The sequence below is a fragment of the Pseudarthrobacter cellobiosi genome, from assembly GCF_023913755.1.
In the GTDB taxonomy this organism is placed as follows: Bacteria; Actinomycetota; Actinomycetes; order Actinomycetales; family Micrococcaceae; genus Arthrobacter; species Arthrobacter cellobiosi.
Genome location: NZ_JAMXBJ010000048.1, coordinates 61,226 through 80,314 on the forward strand (window position 1 = coordinate 61,226; position 19,089 = coordinate 80,314).

At 63.8% G+C, this 19,089-nt stretch carries 26 protein-coding genes; 15 read left to right on the plus strand and 11 right to left on the minus strand.

All coding sequences use genetic code 11. From position 1 onward, the window contains the following. Positions 1-4: 4 nt before the first annotated feature. The 10 genes from NG696_RS14805 to NG696_RS14850 all read right to left on the minus strand — a co-directional run bounded on the left by NG696_RS14805 (position 5) and on the right by NG696_RS14850 (position 9,126). The gene (locus tag NG696_RS14805; protein ID WP_252568996.1) at positions 5-1,594 is read right to left on the minus strand and encodes an RsmB/NOP family class I SAM-dependent RNA methyltransferase; all 1,590 of its coding nucleotides are present in this window, start codon (positions 1,592-1,594) and stop codon (positions 5-7) included. Further along, a complete protein-coding gene (gene fmt, locus NG696_RS14810; RefSeq protein ID WP_252568999.1) occupies positions 1,591-2,511 on the minus strand; it encodes a methionyl-tRNA formyltransferase in 921 nt (306 codons plus the stop codon). The genes NG696_RS14805 and fmt overlap by 4 nt, the downstream gene beginning before the upstream one ends. Beyond that, positions 2,508-3,116 carry a peptide deformylase gene (gene def, locus NG696_RS14815; RefSeq protein ID WP_252569002.1) on the minus strand — a complete coding sequence of 203 codons (609 nt, stop codon included), beginning with the start codon at positions 3,114-3,116 and terminating at the stop codon, positions 2,508-2,510. Before def ends, fmt begins: the two co-directional genes overlap by 4 nt. Before the next feature lie 106 nt (positions 3,117-3,222). Further along, positions 3,223-4,083, minus strand: a complete 861-nt coding sequence (locus NG696_RS14820) for a cytochrome (RefSeq protein ID WP_252569005.1) — start codon at positions 4,081-4,083, stop codon at positions 3,223-3,225. Between the two features lie 216 nt (positions 4,084-4,299). Then, positions 4,300-5,532 (minus strand): tyrosine-type recombinase/integrase, encoded by a 1,233-nt coding sequence (locus tag NG696_RS14825; protein ID WP_252576016.1) that lies wholly within the window; start codon positions 5,530-5,532, stop codon positions 4,300-4,302. Between the two features lie 25 nt (positions 5,533-5,557). Then, a complete protein-coding gene (locus NG696_RS14830; protein WP_252576017.1) occupies positions 5,558-5,902 on the minus strand; it encodes an ImmA/IrrE family metallo-endopeptidase in 345 nt (114 codons plus the stop codon). A 96-nt stretch (positions 5,903-5,998) separates the two neighbouring features. Beyond that, positions 5,999-6,415, minus strand: coding sequence for a hypothetical protein (locus tag NG696_RS14835; protein WP_252576018.1), 417 nt, complete (start codon positions 6,413-6,415; stop codon positions 5,999-6,001). Beyond that, a complete protein-coding gene (locus NG696_RS14840; protein ID WP_252576019.1) occupies positions 6,416-6,808 on the minus strand; it encodes a helix-turn-helix transcriptional regulator in 393 nt (130 codons plus the stop codon). A gap of 650 nt (positions 6,809-7,458) precedes the next feature. Continuing rightward, on the minus strand, positions 7,459-8,490 hold the full coding sequence (locus NG696_RS14845; protein WP_252576020.1) for a hypothetical protein: 1,032 nt from the start codon (positions 8,488-8,490) through the stop codon (positions 7,459-7,461). Next, positions 8,491-9,126, minus strand: coding sequence for a hypothetical protein (locus tag NG696_RS14850; protein WP_252576021.1), 636 nt, complete (start codon positions 9,124-9,126; stop codon positions 8,491-8,493). A gap of 258 nt (positions 9,127-9,384) precedes the next feature. Between NG696_RS14850 and NG696_RS14855 the strand changes: the two genes are divergently transcribed. Genes NG696_RS14855 through NG696_RS14865 form a run of 3 tightly spaced genes read left to right on the plus strand, consistent with a single transcriptional unit; the run spans position 9,385 to position 10,105 of the window. Beyond that, positions 9,385-9,717, plus strand: a complete 333-nt coding sequence (locus NG696_RS14855; RefSeq protein WP_252576022.1) for a helix-turn-helix transcriptional regulator — start codon at positions 9,385-9,387, stop codon at positions 9,715-9,717. Continuing rightward, positions 9,714-9,911 carry a hypothetical protein gene (locus tag NG696_RS14860; RefSeq protein ID WP_252576023.1) on the plus strand — a complete coding sequence of 66 codons (198 nt, stop codon included), beginning with the start codon at positions 9,714-9,716 and terminating at the stop codon, positions 9,909-9,911. Before NG696_RS14855 ends, NG696_RS14860 begins: the two co-directional genes overlap by 4 nt. Then, complete coding sequence (locus NG696_RS14865; protein ID WP_252576024.1) at positions 9,908-10,105, plus strand: hypothetical protein; 198 nt, start codon at positions 9,908-9,910, stop codon at positions 10,103-10,105. Before NG696_RS14860 ends, NG696_RS14865 begins: the two co-directional genes overlap by 4 nt. Before the next feature lie 38 nt (positions 10,106-10,143). Here the strand turns inward: NG696_RS14865 and NG696_RS14870 are convergent, their stop codons facing one another. Beyond that, on the minus strand, positions 10,144-10,857 hold the full coding sequence (locus NG696_RS14870) for a hypothetical protein (RefSeq protein WP_252576025.1): 714 nt from the start codon (positions 10,855-10,857) through the stop codon (positions 10,144-10,146). Positions 10,858-11,003: 146 nt separating this feature from the next. On the opposite strand from NG696_RS14870, the gene NG696_RS14875 reads away from it, so the two are divergent. The 12 genes from NG696_RS14875 (at position 11,004) to NG696_RS14930 (ending at position 19,089) form a co-directional block, all read left to right on the plus strand. After that, on the plus strand, positions 11,004-11,228 hold the full coding sequence (locus NG696_RS14875; RefSeq protein WP_056345562.1) for a helix-turn-helix domain-containing protein: 225 nt from the start codon (positions 11,004-11,006) through the stop codon (positions 11,226-11,228). 326 nt (positions 11,229-11,554) lie between these two features. Further along, positions 11,555-12,112: a hypothetical protein gene (locus tag NG696_RS14880; RefSeq protein WP_252576026.1), complete on the plus strand. Its 558-nt coding sequence runs from the start codon at positions 11,555-11,557 to the stop codon at positions 12,110-12,112. 23 nt (positions 12,113-12,135) lie between these two features. Next, positions 12,136-12,420, plus strand: a complete 285-nt coding sequence (locus NG696_RS14885; RefSeq protein WP_252576027.1) for a hypothetical protein — start codon at positions 12,136-12,138, stop codon at positions 12,418-12,420. Continuing rightward, positions 12,417-12,605, plus strand: a complete 189-nt coding sequence (locus NG696_RS14890) for a hypothetical protein (protein WP_252576028.1) — start codon at positions 12,417-12,419, stop codon at positions 12,603-12,605. The genes NG696_RS14885 and NG696_RS14890 overlap by 4 nt, the downstream gene beginning before the upstream one ends. Positions 12,606-12,713: 108 nt before the next feature. After that, the gene (locus NG696_RS14895; protein ID WP_252576029.1) at positions 12,714-13,073 is read left to right on the plus strand and encodes a hypothetical protein; all 360 of its coding nucleotides are present in this window, start codon (positions 12,714-12,716) and stop codon (positions 13,071-13,073) included. Continuing rightward, a complete protein-coding gene (locus NG696_RS14900) occupies positions 13,070-13,666 on the plus strand; it encodes a ParB/RepB/Spo0J family partition protein (protein WP_252576030.1) in 597 nt (198 codons plus the stop codon). Before NG696_RS14895 ends, NG696_RS14900 begins: the two co-directional genes overlap by 4 nt. 13 nt (positions 13,667-13,679) lie before the next feature. Beyond that, a complete protein-coding gene (locus NG696_RS14905) occupies positions 13,680-14,474 on the plus strand; it encodes a hypothetical protein (RefSeq protein WP_252576031.1) in 795 nt (264 codons plus the stop codon). Beyond that, complete coding sequence (locus NG696_RS14910) at positions 14,467-14,964, plus strand: hypothetical protein (protein WP_252576032.1); 498 nt, start codon at positions 14,467-14,469, stop codon at positions 14,962-14,964. The genes NG696_RS14905 and NG696_RS14910 overlap by 8 nt, the downstream gene beginning before the upstream one ends. After that, complete coding sequence (locus NG696_RS14915) at positions 14,961-15,434, plus strand: helix-turn-helix domain-containing protein (RefSeq protein ID WP_156380284.1); 474 nt, start codon at positions 14,961-14,963, stop codon at positions 15,432-15,434. Before NG696_RS14910 ends, NG696_RS14915 begins: the two co-directional genes overlap by 4 nt. Continuing rightward, positions 15,346-16,623 (plus strand): DNA polymerase III subunit beta, encoded by a 1,278-nt coding sequence (locus tag NG696_RS14920; protein ID WP_252576033.1) that lies wholly within the window; start codon positions 15,346-15,348, stop codon positions 16,621-16,623. Before NG696_RS14915 ends, NG696_RS14920 begins: the two co-directional genes overlap by 89 nt. A 127-nt stretch (positions 16,624-16,750) precedes the next feature. After that, complete coding sequence (locus NG696_RS14925) at positions 16,751-17,524, plus strand: hypothetical protein (RefSeq protein ID WP_252576034.1); 774 nt, start codon at positions 16,751-16,753, stop codon at positions 17,522-17,524. Between the two features lie 371 nt (positions 17,525-17,895). Further along, positions 17,896-19,089, plus strand: a complete 1,194-nt coding sequence (locus NG696_RS14930) for a dermokine domain-containing protein (protein WP_252576035.1) — start codon at positions 17,896-17,898, stop codon at positions 19,087-19,089.

The window sequence follows — 19,089 nt, forward strand, 5'->3', positions numbered from 1 at the left end:
CGGGTCAGGCTTTCTTCCGGATGAGGGCCAGGAACATGGCATCGGTGCTGTGGATGTGCGGCCAGAGTTGCGCCGTGGAATCGTGGCCTGCGCCCAGGTTCCCGGTCAGGCTCACACTGTCCAGCACCGCGCCGGCGTCCAGCAGCTCCAGGTCATCCCGCTTCCGGAGGGCATCACTGACCACTGCTGTAGTTTCGGCCGGGTGGGGTGAACAGGTGACGTAGGCAACCACTCCGCCGGGGCGGACGGCATCCAGCGCCGATTTCAGCAGGGCACGCTGCAGCGGCCCCAGGTCAGCGAGGTCCTTGGGCGTGCGGCGCCAGCGAGACTCCGGCCTGCGGCGCAGCGCACCAAGCCCGCTGCAGGGGACATCCACCAGGACACGGTCAAAGGATTCCGGCTGCTCAGTGCCCACGTCGCGGCCATCGCCTGTCCGGACGCGCCAGACGTCCCTGGGCACAGCTGACAGGGCCTGGCTGACGAGTTTGGCACGGTGCGGGGCAGGTTCATTGGCGAGCAGCGTGGCACCCTGGGCGTTGGCCAGCGCGCCCAGCAGGGCGGCCTTGCCGCCGGGGCCGGCGCACAGGTCCAGCCAGGTTTCGTGCGGCCGCTCTGCTCCGGGACTTCCGGTGGGATCCAGCGCCACTGCCGCCATTGCGCGGGCCACCAGCTGGGAGCCGACATCCTGGACGCGCGTGCTGCCTTCCCGGATGGAGGCGAGGCGGCCCAGGTCTCCGCCGCTGGAGAGCGCCGAGCCTTCAACTAGTTCACCGGGGGTTGCCCCGCCTTCCAGGGCTTCATCCAGGCTGCCCAGGCCGGGCAGAGCAACGAGGTTGACCACCGGAGCCTCGTTATCGGCTTCCAGCAGGTCATTGATTTCGGCGGCTGACCGCCCGTGGGCCACCAAGGACTGGCGCATCGCCCGGACTATCCATTCGGGGTGGGCGTACCGGAGGGACGCGATGGTGGTTTCGTCGCTTTCACCGGCGACCAGGACTTCAAGCCACTCCTCCAGCGTGTGTGCAGTGACCTTCCGCAGCACCGCATTGATCAGGGCGGAGGGTCCGGCACCGATGACGGCGCGGGCCAGGCCAACGGTCTGATCCAGGGCCGCGTGGGCCGGGACACGCATGGCCAGCAGCTGATGGGTGCCGATCCGCAGGGCGTCGAGAATGGCCGGGTCAAGCTGGTCCAGCGGCCGGTCAACGCAGCGGGCCAGGATGGCATCGTAGGTGCCCTGGCCACGCAAGGCACCGTAGCTGAGCTCGGTGGCGAACCCGGCGTCGCGCTTGTCCAGGCCGTGATGGCGGATGCGGGACGGGAGCACCAGGTTGGCATAGGCGTCCTCGGCGGCTACCGCGCGCAGGACTTCAAAAGCCACCAGCCTCGCCGGGTCCGCCCGGCGGGTCCGCTGCGCCGGAGCGTTTTCGGTGAAGCTTCGCTGGGAGGGGCGGTTGCGTTCGCGGCCCTGGGCGTTGCGTTGGCTGGAATCCCGCGGCCCGCCCTTGCCCCGTCCGCTGTTGCCCCGTCCGCCGCCTGCGGCGCCACTTCCGCTGCCGCCCCTGCCGCCTGCATTACCGCCGGATTCGCTCATTCGAAGACCACGCTTTCCAGTGTTGCCATGCCACGCGCCCAGTCGGCGGCGGCCATCATCTTTTTGCCCGAAGGCTGGATCCTCGTCAGCTCCACAGCGTGGGATCCGGTGCCCACCAGGAGGCTCTTGCCGTCGAGGAATACTGCGCCGGGCTGCAGGTCAGTGTTGTCCGGCCGGAGCCGGACGGGTTCGAGTTTGACGCGCTGTCCGTCCAGGGTGGTCCAGGCACCGGGCTCGGGAGTTACGCCGCGGGCCCGCCTGCCGATCGCCAGGGCAGGCTGCTTCCAGTCGAGCCGGCCATCATCGATGGTCAGCTTGGGGGCCAGTGAAACATCGCCGACCTGCGGCTGCGCAGCGGCCCTCCCAGCTTCGACGGCGGACAGTGTCTGGGCAAGGAGCACTGCCCCGCTGTGGGACAGCCGCTCCAGCAGCGCTCCGGCGGTGTCCTCCGGGGCAACGCCCTCGGTCAGCGTTCCGAAGACCGGGCCGGTGTCCAAACCTTCTTCCAGCAGGAAGGTGACTGCCCCGGTGACGTCGTCGCCGGCCATCACGGCGCGCTGCACCGGGGCAGCGCCACGCCATGCGGGAAGCAGGGAAAAGTGCAGGTTGATCCAACCATGCGGGGGAACATCCAGCGCGGCGCGGGGAATCAGTCCGCCGTAGGCCACGATGGCTGCCACGTCCGGCTTGGCCGCGGCGATTTTCGCCGTCACGGCTTCGTCCACGCGGGTGGCGTGGATGACGTCGATTTCCAGCTCGGCGGCGCGGGCGGCAACGGGCGACGGCGTCAGCACGCGTTTGCGCCCTATCGGCGCGTCGGGACGGGTCAGGACCGCAACGATCTCAAAGCCGGCCGCGATCAGGGCATCAAGGGACGGGACGGCCACGGCGGGGGTGCCGGCAAAAAGTACCCTCATGTGGTGGCGCCGCCGCCGAAGCTGGCGCCCCCGGTGCTTGTTCCCCCAAAGCTCGCGCCCCCGAAACTGGACCCGACCGTCTTGGCGCGCTTCGTCGTCGTGCGTTCCGTGATGGCGTCATAGTTGGCATTGCGGATGGAGCGCAGCGCCGTCTTCCGGTCTTCACCTTCCAGCCTGTCGGTGTAGAGGATGCCGTCCAGGTGGTCCGTCTCGTGCTGGAAACAACGGGCCAGCATGCCTTCCCCCTCCACCGCGACAGGATTCCCGTTCAGGTCAACGCCGGTGGCGCGTGTGGCGCGGAAGCGGCGGACCGGGAACGCCAGGCCAGGAATGGACAGGCAACCCTCAACCTGGTCCGCCTGGAAGTCCTCGCTGTTTTCCAGGACCGGATTGATGATGTGGCCCTCCACGCCGTCGATCCGGTAGGTGAAGACCCGCTGGCTGACGCCAATCTGGGGGGCTGCGAGGCCGGCGCCGTCCACGTCCTCCATGGTTTCCGTCATGTCCGCAACCAGCTTGGCGAGCTCAGGACCGAATTCCGACACGGGATCGGCCACTGTGCGGAGCACAGGATCACCAATGATGCGGATATTCAGAATGGCCATGTGCTGTCTTTCCTCACGGTGGGCGTTAATGGCGAACCTATCCAGTTTAGGTGCAGGGGCGCCGGTCCCGGGACTGGGCAGGCGTGCTCCGGACAGGCACGCTCCGCTAGGCGCTGCGGACCTGCGCGGACGCGGGCGGAGCCACCGGAAGAAGCGCAGACCCGGCGGCGAGCGTATCGGCGGACAGTTCCCAGACCCGGCGCAGGGCGCAGAACTTCCACCAGTGATGCTTCAGGACGTCCGGGTTGGCGCGGACCGGACGGACTTCGGTCTCGCCGATGGCCACAGCCAGCAGTAGCGGGTTCTCACCGTACTTCCAGGGCTCCCATTCCCCAGCCACGGCATCCACGAGGCTCTCCTCGGCCTTCATACCAGCCACCAGTTGCATAACCACCTTGTCGTCCAGCGGCTTGACGGTGCCGTCCCGCGTGGTGCCCTTGGTCTTGTAATCAATGACGCAGATCCGGCCGTTGATTTTGGCCACGAGGTCAAGCGTCCCGGCGTACCCCACTGACTTGTTCCAGACGGTAATTTCCGGTGCGATGGGCTCTACGCCGTAGAGGTCCCACCACTCATCGAACCGCAGGGCAAAGCCTTCCTCGCCGTTGGCCGCCAACGCCTCGCGGGTTTCCTTCATGGCGTGGGGCCGGCCCAGGGCGCGGAGCGCAACCTGCTCGCAGTAATTATGGACGCGGTCGCCGCGTTTGGCGGCCTCGTCGCGATACAGTTCTGCTGCTTTTGAGGCCCGGTTGACGGCCTGCCGGATTTTCGCCGGGCTGCCCAGGCAATCAGCCAGCAGCGGATCCTTCGCCAGGCTGCTGGCGCCCATGTAACCGAACCAGCCGTCCAGGCCGTGCGGCTGCTGGCCGATGACGGTGGTGATTGACGGAACGGAGAACTGTTCGGTGGTGGACCGCGCATACATGCGGCCGTATTCCGTGGCGTGGGCAAGGAGTGGATCAGTCATACAAAGACTCTTTCACAAGGGGCTGACAGAATGGCGGGCACAAAAAAGGTCCGTTTCCGCTCGGCTGAGCGGAAACGGACCAGATTCCTCGGTGGGCGATACTGGGTTCGAACCAGTGACCTCTTCGGTGTGAATATTTAGCCGCTCTTGGAGGCAATCGTAAGCGCTCGCCGTCTCTGGCCCTACTTCCCTACTCCCATATGGGATGCAGGGACCCTATGCCGGAACGGCTCGGATGCTCTGGGAGTCCCCCGGAGTATCGGCTTGCCCCACGTTTGCCCCACGGAACGGGTCTCCCAGGGCAGTGAGTACCGAGTCCTTGGGGGTGTCCGCGAGGTGCGCATATCGCTGGGTAACCACCGATGAGGCGTGACCAAGAAGACGGGCAACTTCCTCAATCGACACCCCGTTCTGCACCAGCCAGGATGCGTAGGTGTGGCGAAGATCGTGCGGCCGGGCATGCCCGATCTTGGCCCGGCCAAGCGCCGGCGCCCAGACGCGCTTCCGCCAGTTGTTCACGTCGGTCATTTCTCCCGTCCCGTGCAGCACGAGGTTGGACCGGCAGCGGCCTGCAGCGTGGACGTGCCCGCAGTCCCCCGCCAGCAGGATTGGCAGCCGGCCCAGCACCTCCCCGACCCAGCCCGGCACCGGAACGTCTCGCGCCTTTTTGCCCTTGGGGTACGCCTTGATCTGCGTTGCCTTCGGGTCCCAGGTCTCCACCACCCGCAGCCAGCCGCGCTGGAGGTCCAGCCGGTGCCGGTGCAACCCCATGGCCTCACCCCACCGCAGCCCACAGCCGGCCATCAGTGCTATCGCGGCGACATCGAACGCGTCCCCGAATTCCTCAGACAGTGACGCGAACTCAGCGTGCGTCAGGAAGCGCTCGCCGGCTGGTGGGCGCGACGGAAGCTTCAGCCGGAACACCGGGTTGGCCGGGAGGACTTCGGCGTCCACAGCCGCGTTCAGCGAGGCCGAGAACAGCCCGGCGATCCGCTGCACCGAGGAGGCAGCCAGATAGTGGCGCTGGATCTTCGCGGCGGGATCTGCCGCCAGGGCTTTCTTCCGCTTGGCTTCTTCGACGGCGGAGATCCGGCGTTCGGTCTTGGACAACTCGGTAATCCAGGCGCGCCCCCGGTGCCGGGTGATCTCCGCCAGCGGCACGGTCCCCCATTTCGGCATCAAATAGGACTCCAAAAGGTAGGTTTCGCTGGCCATGGTCGTGGGCTCGACCTTCCGGGTCTCCCACCACTCTGTGGCCCATTCGCCCCAGGGCCGGTCTATGGAGTCGGGATCCTGCCAGCCGCGGGACCTGGACTCTTGCTCCGCGGCCGAGGCGGCGTTCATCGCGCGCCGTTTGTGGTCAAAGGTGCCGGCGGACCGGCGCTTTCCAGTCGGGTCCCGGTAGAGCGCCCGGTACTTTCCGGAGGGTAGAACTTCGGTCCAGGCCATGGCCCGTCCTTTCAGGTGATGGGATTTAGTGGACTTGGGCTTCGGTGGCCACGAGCAGTGCCAGCTCGTCCGGGGTGAGTCCGCGGAGCCTGTCCTTCAGGACGTCAGCGGATACCCATAGTTCGTCGGCCAGCTCATAGGGGCGATTGCTCCACCGAAGCGCTGCGGCCAAGGCTTCGATGGGGATGAGTCGGCGCGCCGTTTCCAGGCGCACCTCAAGCTCCACCGACGTCGTTTGGCAGCCGATGTGTTGACGTTCGATATGGATCAGCTCATGCGTAAGCGTGCAGCGACGCTCCACCTGATCCAGGCGTTTGTCCATCCAGATGATGTCGACGCCGTTCGTGCGTCCGGGCACAAGGTCGGGCATCACCACCCAGGACAACCGGATGTGAGCAAGCTTTCTGAGAATCCCCCATGGATGAAACACGGCCCAAACGCTAACAGCGGGGGCAGACAGTGAGAGCTAGGAAGCGCCTACTGTCTTGTGCTTGGTGATCTTGGCTTCCGGCGTAATCGATGGAACCAAAGGACCCCGACCAAGGATGGAGGCTGAGCTGCGTGCCGCCGCTGCAGCGGTATCGTACAGGCCGTGCATCAGATAGGAGTCGGGCAGCGCTCTGCTGATTTCCTCGTAAGTAGGCGCGTCACCTTCGGCGGAAACGCTGTCGTTATCGAGGATGGACATGGCCACCACTGAACAATGGACCCCGTCGCCTGTTGCTGCGAGATTACCGAGGATTACGTAGATCGCCTCGCGTGGCTCCACAACTTCAACGTGCCAGCTGAGTTTTTCCTCGGCGTTGGCGGGCGCAAAGTAGGAGTTGGCGCTCATGACGGAGTAATTACGGCTGGCCGGGATGAGGGCGCGTTCCCCCGCCACTTATTTGACGCTTTCCGTGAGGAAAGACGCAACGGCGGAGTCGGCATGGCTGGGTTCGGCTCCACCGACGAACTCCGCGATGTACTCTCGTTCGCGCTCGACTTTTGCCCAGGTCTCGCCGTCCTCGACAGTTATGTTGAGGCGTGCGCCGACTGCCATGGCATAGCGGACAAGGGTGCTCAGCTTCGGGTCTGAATCATAGCGCTCGAAGGCTGTCACCGCAGTTCGCGTGATGCCGATAATGTCGGCGATGTCCTGCTGCGTCATGCCCTTGCGCTTCCGAAGCTGCAGGAGTTCGTCCATCATGTCCTGGGACTGATTTATTAGCTCGGACGCGATCATCTGCTTGAGGTCGTTCGGATCCGAGACGAAAATGGAATTGGTTTCACTCATTGGATTCCCCATCAATGTCAAGTGCAGCTAACATTCTAACTCTATTCCCCAAGTCCGATTACCAACAGACCCTTCTTCGTAACGACTTCGCGCATCGTTGATGTGTGCGTCTTGCCGCACCGACGGGCCTCCTGCGCGCGGCTTCCGTCCGAACTTAAGCGCCACCATGAGTCTCTTATGCTCGGGCGGCTCCGCAAAGTACAGCCTCAGCAGGTGCCTCTTCTCGAGGTCCTCGTGGTCTGGGTTGACTTGCACGCGAAGCTCCAGAAGGTCCGGCACGCGCTGAATGATTCCGACATCTTCTCTCTCGCCGAGCCTAAGCCGGCCCCGTTCTGCCCCTCGCCATAGTCGATCCCAAGCAGCTTGAACCAGATACTTCTCCTGCCCTGGTATGGACTCAAGGACACTAAAGATTTCGCGCTTGACGGGGCACCCCCCGGCGAGATCGCGGGCGTATCCCCAATACCCCCCATCCCTGGTGGATCGGTCGCCAAGATACGAAGACTGTTCAACACGCCGCCCCATGTGCGGCCCCGGAGTTGCATTCATGCGCCGCCACCAACGACCGCAATAGCCGCGACAAGACAGACACTGAAACTCCTACTGCTCACCGTCACGCCTTCCCCCAATAGTCTTCATCGCACCTATCGTCACTTACTCCCGCCGGCGGTGAGCTTGGCTGCCCACCCGACGGCGGTGTCCATCGCTGCGGCGGTAGGCGCCACAGACGGTTCGCCTTTCATCGCTGGATGGTCGCCAAAGACGCGGGCCCCGAAGGTCTTGCGGAGGTCGTCCCGCACGTCTTGATTGCCAATGGGGGCCAAGAAGGCATCGAAGGTCTTCAATTGCACAGCGAGTGAGCCCGCCCAGTTAGCTAGCGATCTGTGCTGATGCGCCTGTCTCGCAAAATAGCCGGCGAGGGCAAAAATGCCAGCCAGCAAGATTGCTCGCTGAAGTAGATGAACGTAGTCACCAGCGGCTATATCGAACCAACCCCAGCCCCAGGTTGGCCCCATGATAAATAGTGCCGTCACCGCGGCCGCTGCGAAGACCATGGTCACAGTCAGCCGACGAAAGTTGTCGGCGCTGTCCCGTTCCGTTTCCGCCAGAGATTCATAGTAGGACGACATGGTGGCGTCACCAGTGATCCCAGCCGCCTTAGCGGCGGCCGTCGCTGATGCAGTGGCCTTCTCTTGCTGGGACCGAATGTCATCAAGCAGCCGTGTGGCTTCATCCCGCTCCAGGTCCTCAAGTCGCTGGAGCGCTTCGCGCAGGGGCTCCGCAGGACCTGGCCCATTGCCGGCCGCCGAATGCCTGAGGGTCTGGGTAACGAGCATGGTCAAGGATTTCCGAAAGCTTGAAAGAATTCGGGCGTTCAACTTTTCCTGTTCGTAGGCGGATCCCAGAATGATCTCGAGATATTCAAGGGTTTGAGTGGCTCCTCTGCCATCGAACCAGCCCACCAGCTCGCCACTGGTGGCACCCTGATAGAGGCTGTTATCGGCGGATCGGATCCGTTCGTCGTGCAGGAGATCGCTGAGAACTGCGAATAAATCGCGGACCATCGGAGCAACCGCGGGAGGGTCGAACTTTGAAATGAGCGATTCGTGGCCAATAACTGGTGCGGCCTTGTCGACGGCATCCATCAATGCCAGGTACGCCGCAGTTCCTACCCGCGCCATCTAGTCCTCCTGCGATTCTTCGCCGCGCTCGCGGCCTGCGTCATGCTCACGCCGGCCGGATGAGTTTGTTGCGGGGTGTGCGGCTAGGTCGAGGTAGTCCTCGGGTAGCGGAATATTGTTGTCGAAGGAGTCGACCGCTCGCAGGCCCGCCTTGTGCGCTTGGATCGCGGCGCCTGCTTTTCGCTTGGCCGCTAATGTCGCTTCATCATCTGGCTCTTCGATCTTCTGTCCAGAGCTAACGTAACCGGCGTCTTCGAACCGCTTCCGGCGTTCTTCGCGTAGGGCCTGTAGCTCGGCTTGGCGTTCTTCATCTGCGTCCTTCTCCAGATCAACGAGGACCCGCAGCATGTCGAGTGCAGCCTTACGCGATTTCAGCGAAAGGTTATCGACGCCTGGTGGGAGTTCCTCGGCAAAAGGTGGACCGGGGACGGGTTGTCCTGCGGCCATGAACGCCACCTCGTCGCTGACGCCGGCCAGCCAAGCAATTGCCCTGATGGTCTCGGCTGTCGGAGCCGACTTGTACACACCCTGGCGTATTGCATTGACCGTCGTCGTAGCCAACGTAAAGCCTTGCCGTTGAGCCAAGAAGGCCAGCTGGCGCCCGGATGTTGCATGCCGGTCAGCGGCAAGCTCCACGAGGGATCGAAGGCTTTGAGGTTGATTCACGAGCAAGACACTCCCCTACTACTTTTCCCTTGTGTAAGACGCAGAGAAAAAGATAAATACAAGTAACTAGCTCATCCTGCCAGACGGCACTAGGAGTTCCTCGCTTTTCAGTTTGACAAGTAGGTGACCCGTGAACCATAGTTAACTTGTCAACGCGAAAAATGGGAGGTAGAAATGGTTCTACAAACAAAACGGCGGCAGCCGCCGCTCGTTCGAAAGGAAACCTGGATGAAGGTCAAGGATCCAGCGATGATTCGCAGGTGGCGCCAACAGGAGCGCTTCACCCAGCGCGATCTGGCCGCCCTGGTGCGTCGATCTCAGACCACGATCTACCTGCTCGAGACGGGCGGAATGAAGACCCTGACTGAGGATCTAGCAATCTCCATCGCCAGCAGACTGCATGTGCCTTGGGAGGTCCTCTTCGAACTCGAAGAGCACGAAGTTATGCCCATCGTTACCCATGAAGCACAGGTCACCGGCAATGCCGGTCGAGGTCTTGTGCCCAGTCAGCACTCGGCCCGGCTAGCCCGTCCGGCCCATCCGAGGAGGAGGTCGGCATGAGCGACGACGAGAAGCTCACGCACCAGGACTGGGAGCGGGCCCTGAGCCTCTCTGACATCGCCGCTTACGAATGCACGCTGCACGTCCTTGCCGCGGACTTTGAAAGTGCCCGAGCCAGTGCAGAGCGCACCAAGGCATTCAAAGACGAGATGGACCGCATCAGCAAAGCCCTCGAAGCCCAGGAGCCGTCATGAGCGCCGAGGACGTGTGCCCGCCGTTGTACGTACCGACCCGCTCGGAGTGCAACGCCATGAAGGAACAGAGCAAAGCGTTCCTGATCGGCGCCGGCCTGAGTCCGCTGAAGTGGCAGCTCGACGCCATGGGCTGCAGCTGCGGAAGCCACATCGAAGACGTGCCCGCCCTGGGCAGTTCAAGGATGCCGGCATGACATGCCTGCTAGGAAGAGCGCGTGCGATCGTTCCGCTACTAGGCCGGCGCCTTCAGCCCGAGCAAGTGGACAATGAACGCCCCTATAACCCCTCCGGCGATGCCGAACAGCCAGGACTGCACGCGGACTATCCATTCGCGTTTGGTCTTGATGTAGGTTTCCCGGGATTCATCGGTCACGAGCGGCTGGGTTATGTAGCGCCCCCACCGCGTAAGGGGTCGGGCGAAGCCAGTGAAGTCTTCCAAGACATGCTGCCAATGCATGCTCGATTGACCCTGTTCAATCAGCGTCCCCGCTATGCGAACAGCCGGTTCATGAGCGCCCGAACGACGCATGGTCAAGTAGATCCTCATTTCACCGCCTATCTCGCAGGAGAAATGCACCCGGCTGCGTTCAGCAGGTGTCTTACGCAACAGATCGGCCATTCCGCTCGAATCATCTCGCGAGTAGATGGGCGCCTGGACGTCCGCCGCCTGCACGTTCCGCTGCCCATAACGGTGGGAAAGAAGTCGAACAAAGTCTTCGAAATCCTCTTTGTTGGCGAAGCGCATGGCCCAGTCCAGATCGGCTGTGAAATCAACCAAGACCAGCCCATCGTGCGCCCTGTGGTTGCTCGTGGAGGTTTTCCAGGACTTCATCGGGTCGGGACCATAAAAAACTCGCCGGATGGCGCGTCCGAGTCTGGACGTCGAGCGGACAAGTCGCTCTTCCAGAGCGACCTTTCTTGGAGAGGTGCCTCCAAACAAAACCATGAATTTTCCCCATCTGTTGGTGCGCCGTCGGGCGCGGTGTGTGACAACCCGAATCCTACAGATGGGGAGCTACGCCCCGGCGCGGCGTCGTCCCCCGATCGGCGCCGTGCCGGCCCCCGCCCAAACCACAGTCCAGGAGTAAACCTATGGTCCCCGCACTGGTCCAACGACTCACGGTCGAGCAGACGGCCGAAGCCGCGATCCGTCACCCGAAGACGATCCTGAAGGCGCTCGCCGCTGGTGAGCTTCACGGTGTGCAGAGCAAGAAGGGTGGCCGGTGGTTTGTGCGGGTTGATTGCTTGGATTCCTGGCTGGATGGCGTGCCGTGCGCGCATCAGTCGAACGTGCGGCAGCTAAGCCGGACAGGGTAAGCCAGCCGCGTATAGATGTCCCTCCTGGGGGAGGGCAAGCAAAGAGGGCGGTCCAGTGCCATTCCGCCAAGAACTTCACCGGACCGCCCATAGAAAATCCAAGAGCCAGGCCCACCTCTGGGAGGGGTAGCCCGGCTCTCAAATCAGAATCGAGTCTAACCAAAATGGAACGACCAGGTCTCAGGTCGCGTGTTGAACCGCGTGAGGGTATTGCCGCCGTCGGAGAGTCATTCCCGAGCGATCGGTTGAATGATTTGCCGCGTAGATTCTATTTCGGCGTGGAGGACCGCCGCCTCAGTGGCCGTACTGGCCTTGAGGGTAAGCATTTGGAGTTTGAGCGGTCTCGCCGCCAGCGCCAAAAGGAGCATGCGATCTTCAAGCTCCAGCAGGTTATTGGCGCGTTGAAGTCGACCAGCGCTTTTGATGAGACGGGCAATATTCTGGCCGCGCTCCCCCACCTGGCTGATTCGCTCGAAGATGCGTTGAAGCTGACCCGCAACTTCATGTCAGACGTAGATGCAGCCGTCGACCGTTACGGTGACGCTCTGGACGAATTGAACAGCCGCGATGCAGAAGCGGCGAGGGCCTCGCTGAACGGGCCCAGCGAACGGCCTACTCCCCCACAGTCCCCGGCAGTCGCCGTCGAGCCGCCCCCCAAGGCTCCGGCGACTGCCGGCCCCAAACCCGGCCCCGGGTCAATTGCAGTACCTGACGGCCCATGGCTGACGGATGCTGCCACTGAGTACCGAGGGGCAAATGGCAGCTTCGATGGCTTCGCGGGCGTGACGATCTTCAATCCGACCGCGTCCCCGACGGCGGAACTGTCCGCCTTTGACCGGATAATCAGGGCTCGCGCCGAATCAACGCTGCGCGGCCGGCGGTGAAGGCCCGCATTAAGAGATTCGCCGTGGTGCAGCCTGTCGGGCACCGCCCACTGAAGGACTTCCCGGAGCTGGAGTTCCGCGACGCCAGGGAGCTGGCCGCGGGGATGACTACTTGGCTTAAGTGGTTTTGGCAGAACCGGTCCAAAGCAGACGTAGATGTTGACGCGTACCGCATTGATGTCTCTGTGATGAATAAGACCGAAGGGCAGATCTTGCTCAACGGCACCATCTGGGCGAACTACTCGCTGCACATCCACCGGGGAACCCCGGAGTGGAACGCTGCAGCCGCAGCTGGGGCAGTGCTGTGAGGCGCCCGTCGGCGCGGGTCGGCCTGAATCGCCGCCGCACTTTCGCGTACCTCCCGCTGCTCATCATCGGCGCCCTGCTGTTCACACTGGCATTGCCGGTCCTGAACGGTGTTGCCGTCTTCGGGGCTTTGACCCTGATGGCTGGCGCCGGCGGCTTCGTGCTGGAGGCGGACAGCCGGCGCTGACCGGCAGTCCGCCCCAGCACAGTAAGTCCAAACCCCCTCATTCCAACGCCCGGTGTTCCGGGCGTCTGTACCCAACCCATCACCCCCCGCCAGTAGATAGGCAGCGCCATGACCGAACAACCCATCGAATCACCCACCGAGCAGGACTGGCTCGGCAACCCCGTCAAGTCAGCAGTCGAGAACTACCTGCACGCAGGCCATCGTCTGCGGCCGTTAGTCGTAAGCAGCATCGCGGAGTTGGACATCCAGGAAGCGAGTCATGAAGCAGCTTCCCAATCGTCGGAAGCGCTCGCGCTGATGAGAACCAGACTGAACACTCAGACCCTGCTCAACATCGCCGAGAAGGAATCCGCTCGGGCCGAGGAAGCGCTCACGCTCGCGCTCGCCGTCGAGGACAGGGCTCGCGGCGAGGTCTTGAAAGCTGCGGACGCCATCGATGAGTTCGCACGGAAGACGGCCAGCGCATGAGCCCCGCCGATTACCGCATGGTCGCGGTCGCTGACATGGTCCCGCACCCGCATAACCCCCGCACCGATCTGGGTGACCCTCAGAAGCTGGCCGAGCTGGCTAACGACATCGCCGAAAACGGCAACACGATTCGTTGCCGGCTGTTCCCCATAACCGAGGGCCTGGATGCGGGCAAGTTCCTCGTCATCGAGGGCCACAGAAGAAGGGCGGCGGCGGAGCTCGGAAACGTCGAGACGCTGTACTCCTGGGTGGATCCGTCGCTGGACACTCTGCCCCTGCAGATTGAGGCGATGCTGCGGGAGAACACCCACCGCGAGGGCATCACGGCTTCCAACGAGGCGAAGGCTATCCAGACGATCCTGGAATGCGAAGGCATGTCAGTGAAGAAGGTCGCGAAGGCCATCCACCGCTCTGAGTCGTTCATCCGAAAGCGCTCGCGGCTCGCGGGGCTGCCGGCCGTCGCTCACCATCTAGTGGACGCCGGCGGCCTGACGTTGGAGCAGTCGGACGCGTTCGACGAGTTCAAGGACGACCACGAGGCCTACCAGGAGCTGATCCTGCAAGGCGACGAACCCTCACCGCGGCGTCGGTGAATGGGATCGCCTGGTGAAGTCACTGAGGACCAAGCGTGACGCCCCGGTAACGAAGGCCGCGTCAAAGGAACTGATCAAGGAACTGGCTGTGCCGACGCTGGACCGGAACCAGACCTACAGCGGGCACTACAACCGCGATTACCAGGCCGAGCGCCGGACGGATGATGAGCACGCGGCCGCGGGCGAGTTCGCTTTCATCAACGAGAACAGTGGCCAGATCGAGTGGTACCGAAAGACCACCAGCGGCCAGGCGCCCAAGACTCCCCCAACGGAGGAAGAGAAAGAAGCCCGGCGGAAGCTGAAGGATATGGAGGCGGGTCTGGAGCAGGACCTCGCGATGTGGGATGAGCACCTGCGCCGCTGCCTGACCGACGCCGGCGGCGGACTGCCGCTCACCCCGGCGGAGAAGATCCTGCAGGCGGGCATCGCCCCGAACGTCCTGGGCTCCTACTACGGCTATGAGCGGGCTTGCGAGCTGATCCTGGGCAAGAAGTACGTAGGCCTCGCCGGCGGCGCCATTGAGGTCCGGGAAGCCGTCGCGAAGCTCCGGCCCCTGCAGCTCGTGATGCTCATGGCCGAGCTGCAGCTCAAGCCATCCCAGCTGCACAAGCCCTCCACCTGGGATCCGACGTCGTACAGCTGGCGAGAGTCCGAGGGCACGGCCCGCTGGATCCTCGTCCGCAACGACGTCTTCAACTACCCGCCGGCCGTTTTCGAACGCGAAGCCATGGCCCACTTCACCGCACTCAAGAGCAAATCAACCGACACCGCCGCAGACGAAGACCAGGGAGAAGATGACGATGCCTAACCACGATCTGAGAAGAAACCCGGAGAACGAACCCGTCTGCGTCTGCGGATACCGCCCCGCCGTCCTCGACGGTGGCTTTCGTCCGTGGGTCGGCCGGGTCAAAGCCCAGACCGCCGTCCTGGACCACGCCAAAGCCCTCAACGAATACGAGGCAACCGTGGACGAACTCGCGAAGCCGGCGCCCATGGATGCGGCCGTCACCTTCGCGGAGGACGTGCTGCAGTTCAAGCTGACGCCCTGGCAAAAGGAAGTCCTCCGGCGCTCGCCGGATGCGCCGTTCACCCTGCGGCATGCCAGATATCCGAGGGCGGGTGTCCGGCAAACGCAGGACGGACGTTGGAAGCTCATGGGCTGGGACCGCGACGACGTCGCCCACGTAATCGTCGATGAGCCCTACTTCGATGACCGGGAGGAAGCGTTCGAGGTCGGCAGGATCATTATCGGCGCGCACCGCCAATCAGGGACGGACTTGAATGGCTTGGGGCAATGAGGCGCCAATACGGCCGCCTGGCTGACAGGGAGCGATTACGCACCCTAGTCAGCGAGGGCAGGAGTCTCGACGAGATAGCCGACGAAATGGGCGTCACCGAACGGACCATCAGCCGGCACAAACGCGCACTCGGCCTATCCGCCCCGAAAGCACCGTTCCGACCGCTCGAGGAGTGGCTGCCCGAAGCGGACCGGCTCCTTGAAGAGGGATACAGCCAGGTAGCCGTCGCCGAACTGCTCGGCGTCGGATCATCCACGGTCAGCAAGTACTTCCCCGGCCGCGGCTGGACCGACCAGCAAAAAGGCGCCTACGCCATCGAAGTCCGCCGCCTCAATCAGCTCACCAACCTCCTCCACCCGCAGCACCGCGAAAGGACCATCAATGACCATCACGGCACTGGCCACAACGGACACCACCATCACCAGACCAGCTCCGGCGCTCGCCGATCTGGAGGTGACTGCAACGAGTAAGGAGTGGCTGAGGAAGCTCCGCGCTGTCGGCGTCGCGGCGTCGAACCGACCGCCTATCCCAATCCTGGCGTGCGTCCTGGTTGAATGTCGCCAGGGGAAAGCGACGGTGTCGGCGTACGACTATGAGACGTCCGCCGTTGCCAAGCTCCAGCACGAGCCGACGGGCCGGTTGAAGGATGCGCAGGCGCTCCTTCCGATCTCGTGGCTGGTCCGAACGATCCAAACCATCACCCGCCGCAATCCCAAGGCCCCGGTCACGCTGGCGGCTCGGGAGATGCTGGGCCAGCGGCTGCTGACGGTCAGTGCAGAGGGGTACACGATCCCGATCCTGAACCACTACAACGTGGCCGAGTACCCGCCACTGCCGGAGCATGCAGCCTTCGAGAGATTCCGCATGGACCGCCAGGTACTCGTGGGGGCACTCAACCGCTCACTCGTGGCCGCATCCACTGACGACACGCTCCCGATTCTGACCTCCATCGAGATCCAGGGCGCCGGTAAGCACCTCACGATGCAGGCCACAGACCGCTACCGTCTTTCTTCCGAGCGGATCGCCACCAAGCAGCCTGTCCCCGAGTTCCGGTTCCTCATGAAAGCCGCCGTGTGGAAGGCCATCAGTAGGCACCTCGACGGCGACCAGGTCAAAGTGGGCGTCCTCGCCTCTGCCGACTCCCCCGGGCGCTCCGGCGGCGGCACCGCACTCAGCCTCATCTCCGGAGATCTGACCTACACGCTCATGGGGACCGGCGGCGAATACCCCAAGCTCGCAGCACTCTTCCTGGATGCCGCTGCAACCCACATAGAAGCCGACAGAAGAGACCTTATCGACCAGGTGAGCGTCACCGTCGACCTCAACGAACGAAACACCCCGGCCACGATCGTCATGACCTCAAGCACCATCACCATCCGCCCCGCGATCGGAGAGGCGCCGGACGCCGCCGTCGAAACCCCGGCGCTCGTGGCCGCGGGGAGTATCCCGGAAGACGCGACGCAGGCTGTGGCATTCAACCCCGCGTACTTGATCGCGGCGCTCCGCTCCATCGATGCGGAGAAGGTCCGGCTGTCGTTCCAGGAGAGCCTGGCTAAGCCTGTGTGCCTGACGGCCGGCGGCGTTGCCTGCGGGACCAAGGACACGTACCGGCACCTGATCATGCCAGTCCGCCTGCCGCAGCCGTTGGAGGGAGTCTGATGCCGAAGCCTACGGAGATGTTTGAGCGAAAGAACGATTCGCTGCTGTCCAAGCCGGAGAAGATGGACCCGTGCCCGTCCTGCGGCGGCATCTACCACCCGCTCAGCGGTGAGTGCAGGTGCTCACCATGACGGCCGAGCGGATCAAACGCGACTGCCAGTGCGCCCGGGCCAATCACCAGCACGGCACACCCACGGCTTACGTGGTGGACAAATGCCGCTGCACACCCTGCACCAAGGCCAACACGCTACGGGAACGGGAACGCGAAGCGGCGAAGGCCGCAGGCACGTACGACGTCGGCAGGGTCGACGCCGGCCCGGTCCGGGACCACATCCTCGCGCTGGGTAAGCGCGGGTACGGGCTCAAGATCATTGCCCGTATCGCCGGGGTCTCGAATGCCACCCTGGGCAAGATCATCTACGGCGACCCATCCCGGAACACGCCTCCACGAGCCCGCGTGGAAACGCGCGTCGCGGACCGGGTCCTGGCGGTCAAGCCGTCCCTAACCACAGTGGGCAAAACGATCCGCGTCAAAGCCGAACCCACCCAGGCGCGAGTCAAGACCCTCGCGTGCCTGGGCTACTCGGTCGGATGGCAAGGGCGCAGACTCGGACGCGAGCATTCGAACTTCAGCCTCCTGCTGGACCGCGAGTACTGCAACGCCGAGACGGCCCGGGCCGTCAGGGATCTCTACTTGCTGCTGTGGGACAAGCCCCGACTCCCCGCGAACCGTCACGAGGCGGCCGCGATCAGCCGGACTATCAACCGGGCCGCCGCCGCGGGCTGGGAGCAACTGCCCCCGCCCCACCTCTCATCTTCCGAAGCGCCAATCAACCCAGACAAGAGCATCGACCACTTCCTCCAGGAACGGATGAAACGGCAGATGAGGCGGCGGGCGTGAGTAGGTGGCACTGCCAATGCTGTGGTCACTACCACGGACGAGAATCCTGCACCGCCATAGTTCACGACGATGGCGCCAGCAAATGCGGATGCACGGAACACGAGAAACGAGAGACACATGACGAGTGATCCACAAAGGAGGAAAGCCCCGATGACTAAGACCATGGCGGAGATCGAATCAGAAGGCCGCAAATTAGCCGCCGCGATCCTTAACCGCAGGCTCCGCAAGTGCATCGCCGAAGGTGCGCACCAACCAGACGCAACGCGCAGGTGCCCGCGCTGCGGGATGCCCCAGGCCGCCACCGAACTGCAGCCTCACGGCCAGCCGCCCACTGAAGTCACACCAACAACAACCGAAGGACGGACAGATAGATGCCATGGGCCAGAGTGGGAGACACCGCAGCGAACCACCCCACCGCGCTCGCCGTCCTTGAGCACCAGCTTGCTGACGAACGGATTGTGAATGAGCTGTTCGGGTTCGTCATGCGCTGCTCGACCCAGTCAGCCGCGCACCTCACGGACTATGTCATCAACCGGGGAACAGCGATCCAGATGGCCGGCGGCATGTCCCGCGCCAACGAGCTGCTGCAGCTCGCAGTCTTCTCCGGCTACATGGTGGAGGAATCCCTCGAGGAGGACGGCCACTCACGCAAGGTCTACCGGATCCTCGATGACCCGGACTTCATCCACCTCCGCACGAAAGCGGAGATCGACTGGGAACGGCAGAGACGCAACGACACAGCACGTCCCGAGCTGGTCATCCCGGCCAGGCTGCGCGACGGCGACGGCTGCCGCTACTGCGGCAAGGTGGTCCGCTGGGGCGCCCAGAACGGACGCCTGGGCGGCACGTACGATCACCGGATCCCTGGCAAGCAGGCAGCTTCAGAGAATGATCTGTTCGTGGCATGCCGGGCATGCAACGCCGGCCGCAAAGACAACCCCAACGCTGACCAGGACTACCCCCGCCTGCCAGCTCCGGAGACGGCCTACTTCAGCGCCTCCACGATCCAGTGGCTGCGCGAGCACGACTATGTGAAGCGCATGGGGATCACCATCCCCGAACCATCCGGGGAGCAGCTGCAGCCCGGAGACGAGACTGGCAACGGTTCCACCGGCCAGCAAGAGGGCGACGGTACCACCGGCCCGACCACCGAGGGCAACGGTTCCACCGGCCCCATCACTGCTGGCAACGGTCCCACCGGCCAGCACGAGGGCAACGGCGTTCCCGGCCCTACCAATCAGGGCGACGGTACCACCGGCCCGACCGCAGATGGCAACGGTTCTACCGGCCAGCACGAGGGCGACGGTACCACCGGCCCCACTACCGCTGGCGACGGTCCTACCGGCCAGCACGAGACTCACCAGCACAGCCCCGGTTGCCAACATATTGCCAACCCTGCGAAACGCCTGACTGATGGAACCGGTATTGCCGGGACGGGACGGGGCGGGACGGGACGGGCAGGTATGGGGAGGGAGCCGAGCCCACCTCCCCAGCTTTCCCAACCACCTCGCAATGGCAACAAGAAATCTAGACGCGGCCGCCCGCATACCAGAGGACGGAACTAA

Bases quoted from the DNA above. Each gene is read 5' to 3' on its own strand.
- NG696_RS14925 (WP_252576034.1), top strand. From the start codon at position 16,751: ATGACGGCCGAGCGGATCAAACGCGACTGCCAGTGCGCCCGGGCCAAT.
- NG696_RS14930 (WP_252576035.1), top strand. From the start codon at position 17,896: ATGCCATGGGCCAGAGTGGGAGACACCGCAGCGAACCACCCCACCGCG.
- NG696_RS14875 (WP_056345562.1), top strand. From the start codon at position 11,004: ATGGTCCCCGCACTGGTCCAACGACTCACGGTCGAGCAGACGGCCGAA.
- NG696_RS14865 (WP_252576024.1), top strand. From the start codon at position 9,908: ATGAGCGCCGAGGACGTGTGCCCGCCGTTGTACGTACCGACCCGCTCG.
- NG696_RS14915 (WP_156380284.1), top strand. From the start codon at position 14,961: ATGAGGCGCCAATACGGCCGCCTGGCTGACAGGGAGCGATTACGCACC.
- NG696_RS14805 (WP_252568996.1), bottom strand. From the start codon at position 1,594: ATGAGCGAATCCGGCGGTAATGCAGGCGGCAGGGGCGGCAGCGGAAGT.
- NG696_RS14895 (WP_252576029.1), top strand. From the start codon at position 12,714: ATGACCGAACAACCCATCGAATCACCCACCGAGCAGGACTGGCTCGGC.
- NG696_RS14870 (WP_252576025.1), bottom strand. From the start codon at position 10,857: ATGGTTTTGTTTGGAGGCACCTCTCCAAGAAAGGTCGCTCTGGAAGAG.
- NG696_RS14845 (WP_252576020.1), bottom strand. From the start codon at position 8,490: ATGGCGCGGGTAGGAACTGCGGCGTACCTGGCATTGATGGATGCCGTC.
- NG696_RS14900 (WP_252576030.1), top strand. From the start codon at position 13,070: ATGAGCCCCGCCGATTACCGCATGGTCGCGGTCGCTGACATGGTCCCG.
- fmt (WP_252568999.1), bottom strand. From the start codon at position 2,511: ATGAGGGTACTTTTTGCCGGCACCCCCGCCGTGGCCGTCCCGTCCCTT.
- def (WP_252569002.1), bottom strand. From the start codon at position 3,116: ATGGCCATTCTGAATATCCGCATCATTGGTGATCCTGTGCTCCGCACA.
- NG696_RS14910 (WP_252576032.1), top strand. From the start codon at position 14,467: ATGCCTAACCACGATCTGAGAAGAAACCCGGAGAACGAACCCGTCTGC.
- NG696_RS14860 (WP_252576023.1), top strand. From the start codon at position 9,714: ATGAGCGACGACGAGAAGCTCACGCACCAGGACTGGGAGCGGGCCCTG.
- NG696_RS14920 (WP_252576033.1), top strand. From the start codon at position 15,346: ATGACCATCACGGCACTGGCCACAACGGACACCACCATCACCAGACCA.
- NG696_RS14855 (WP_252576022.1), top strand. From the start codon at position 9,385: ATGAAGGTCAAGGATCCAGCGATGATTCGCAGGTGGCGCCAACAGGAG.
- NG696_RS14820 (WP_252569005.1), bottom strand. From the start codon at position 4,083: ATGACTGATCCACTCCTTGCCCACGCCACGGAATACGGCCGCATGTAT.
- NG696_RS14825 (WP_252576016.1), bottom strand. From the start codon at position 5,532: ATGGCCTGGACCGAAGTTCTACCCTCCGGAAAGTACCGGGCGCTCTAC.
- NG696_RS14830 (WP_252576017.1), bottom strand. From the start codon at position 5,902: ATGCCCGACCTTGTGCCCGGACGCACGAACGGCGTCGACATCATCTGG.
- NG696_RS14840 (WP_252576019.1), bottom strand. From the start codon at position 6,808: ATGAGTGAAACCAATTCCATTTTCGTCTCGGATCCGAACGACCTCAAG.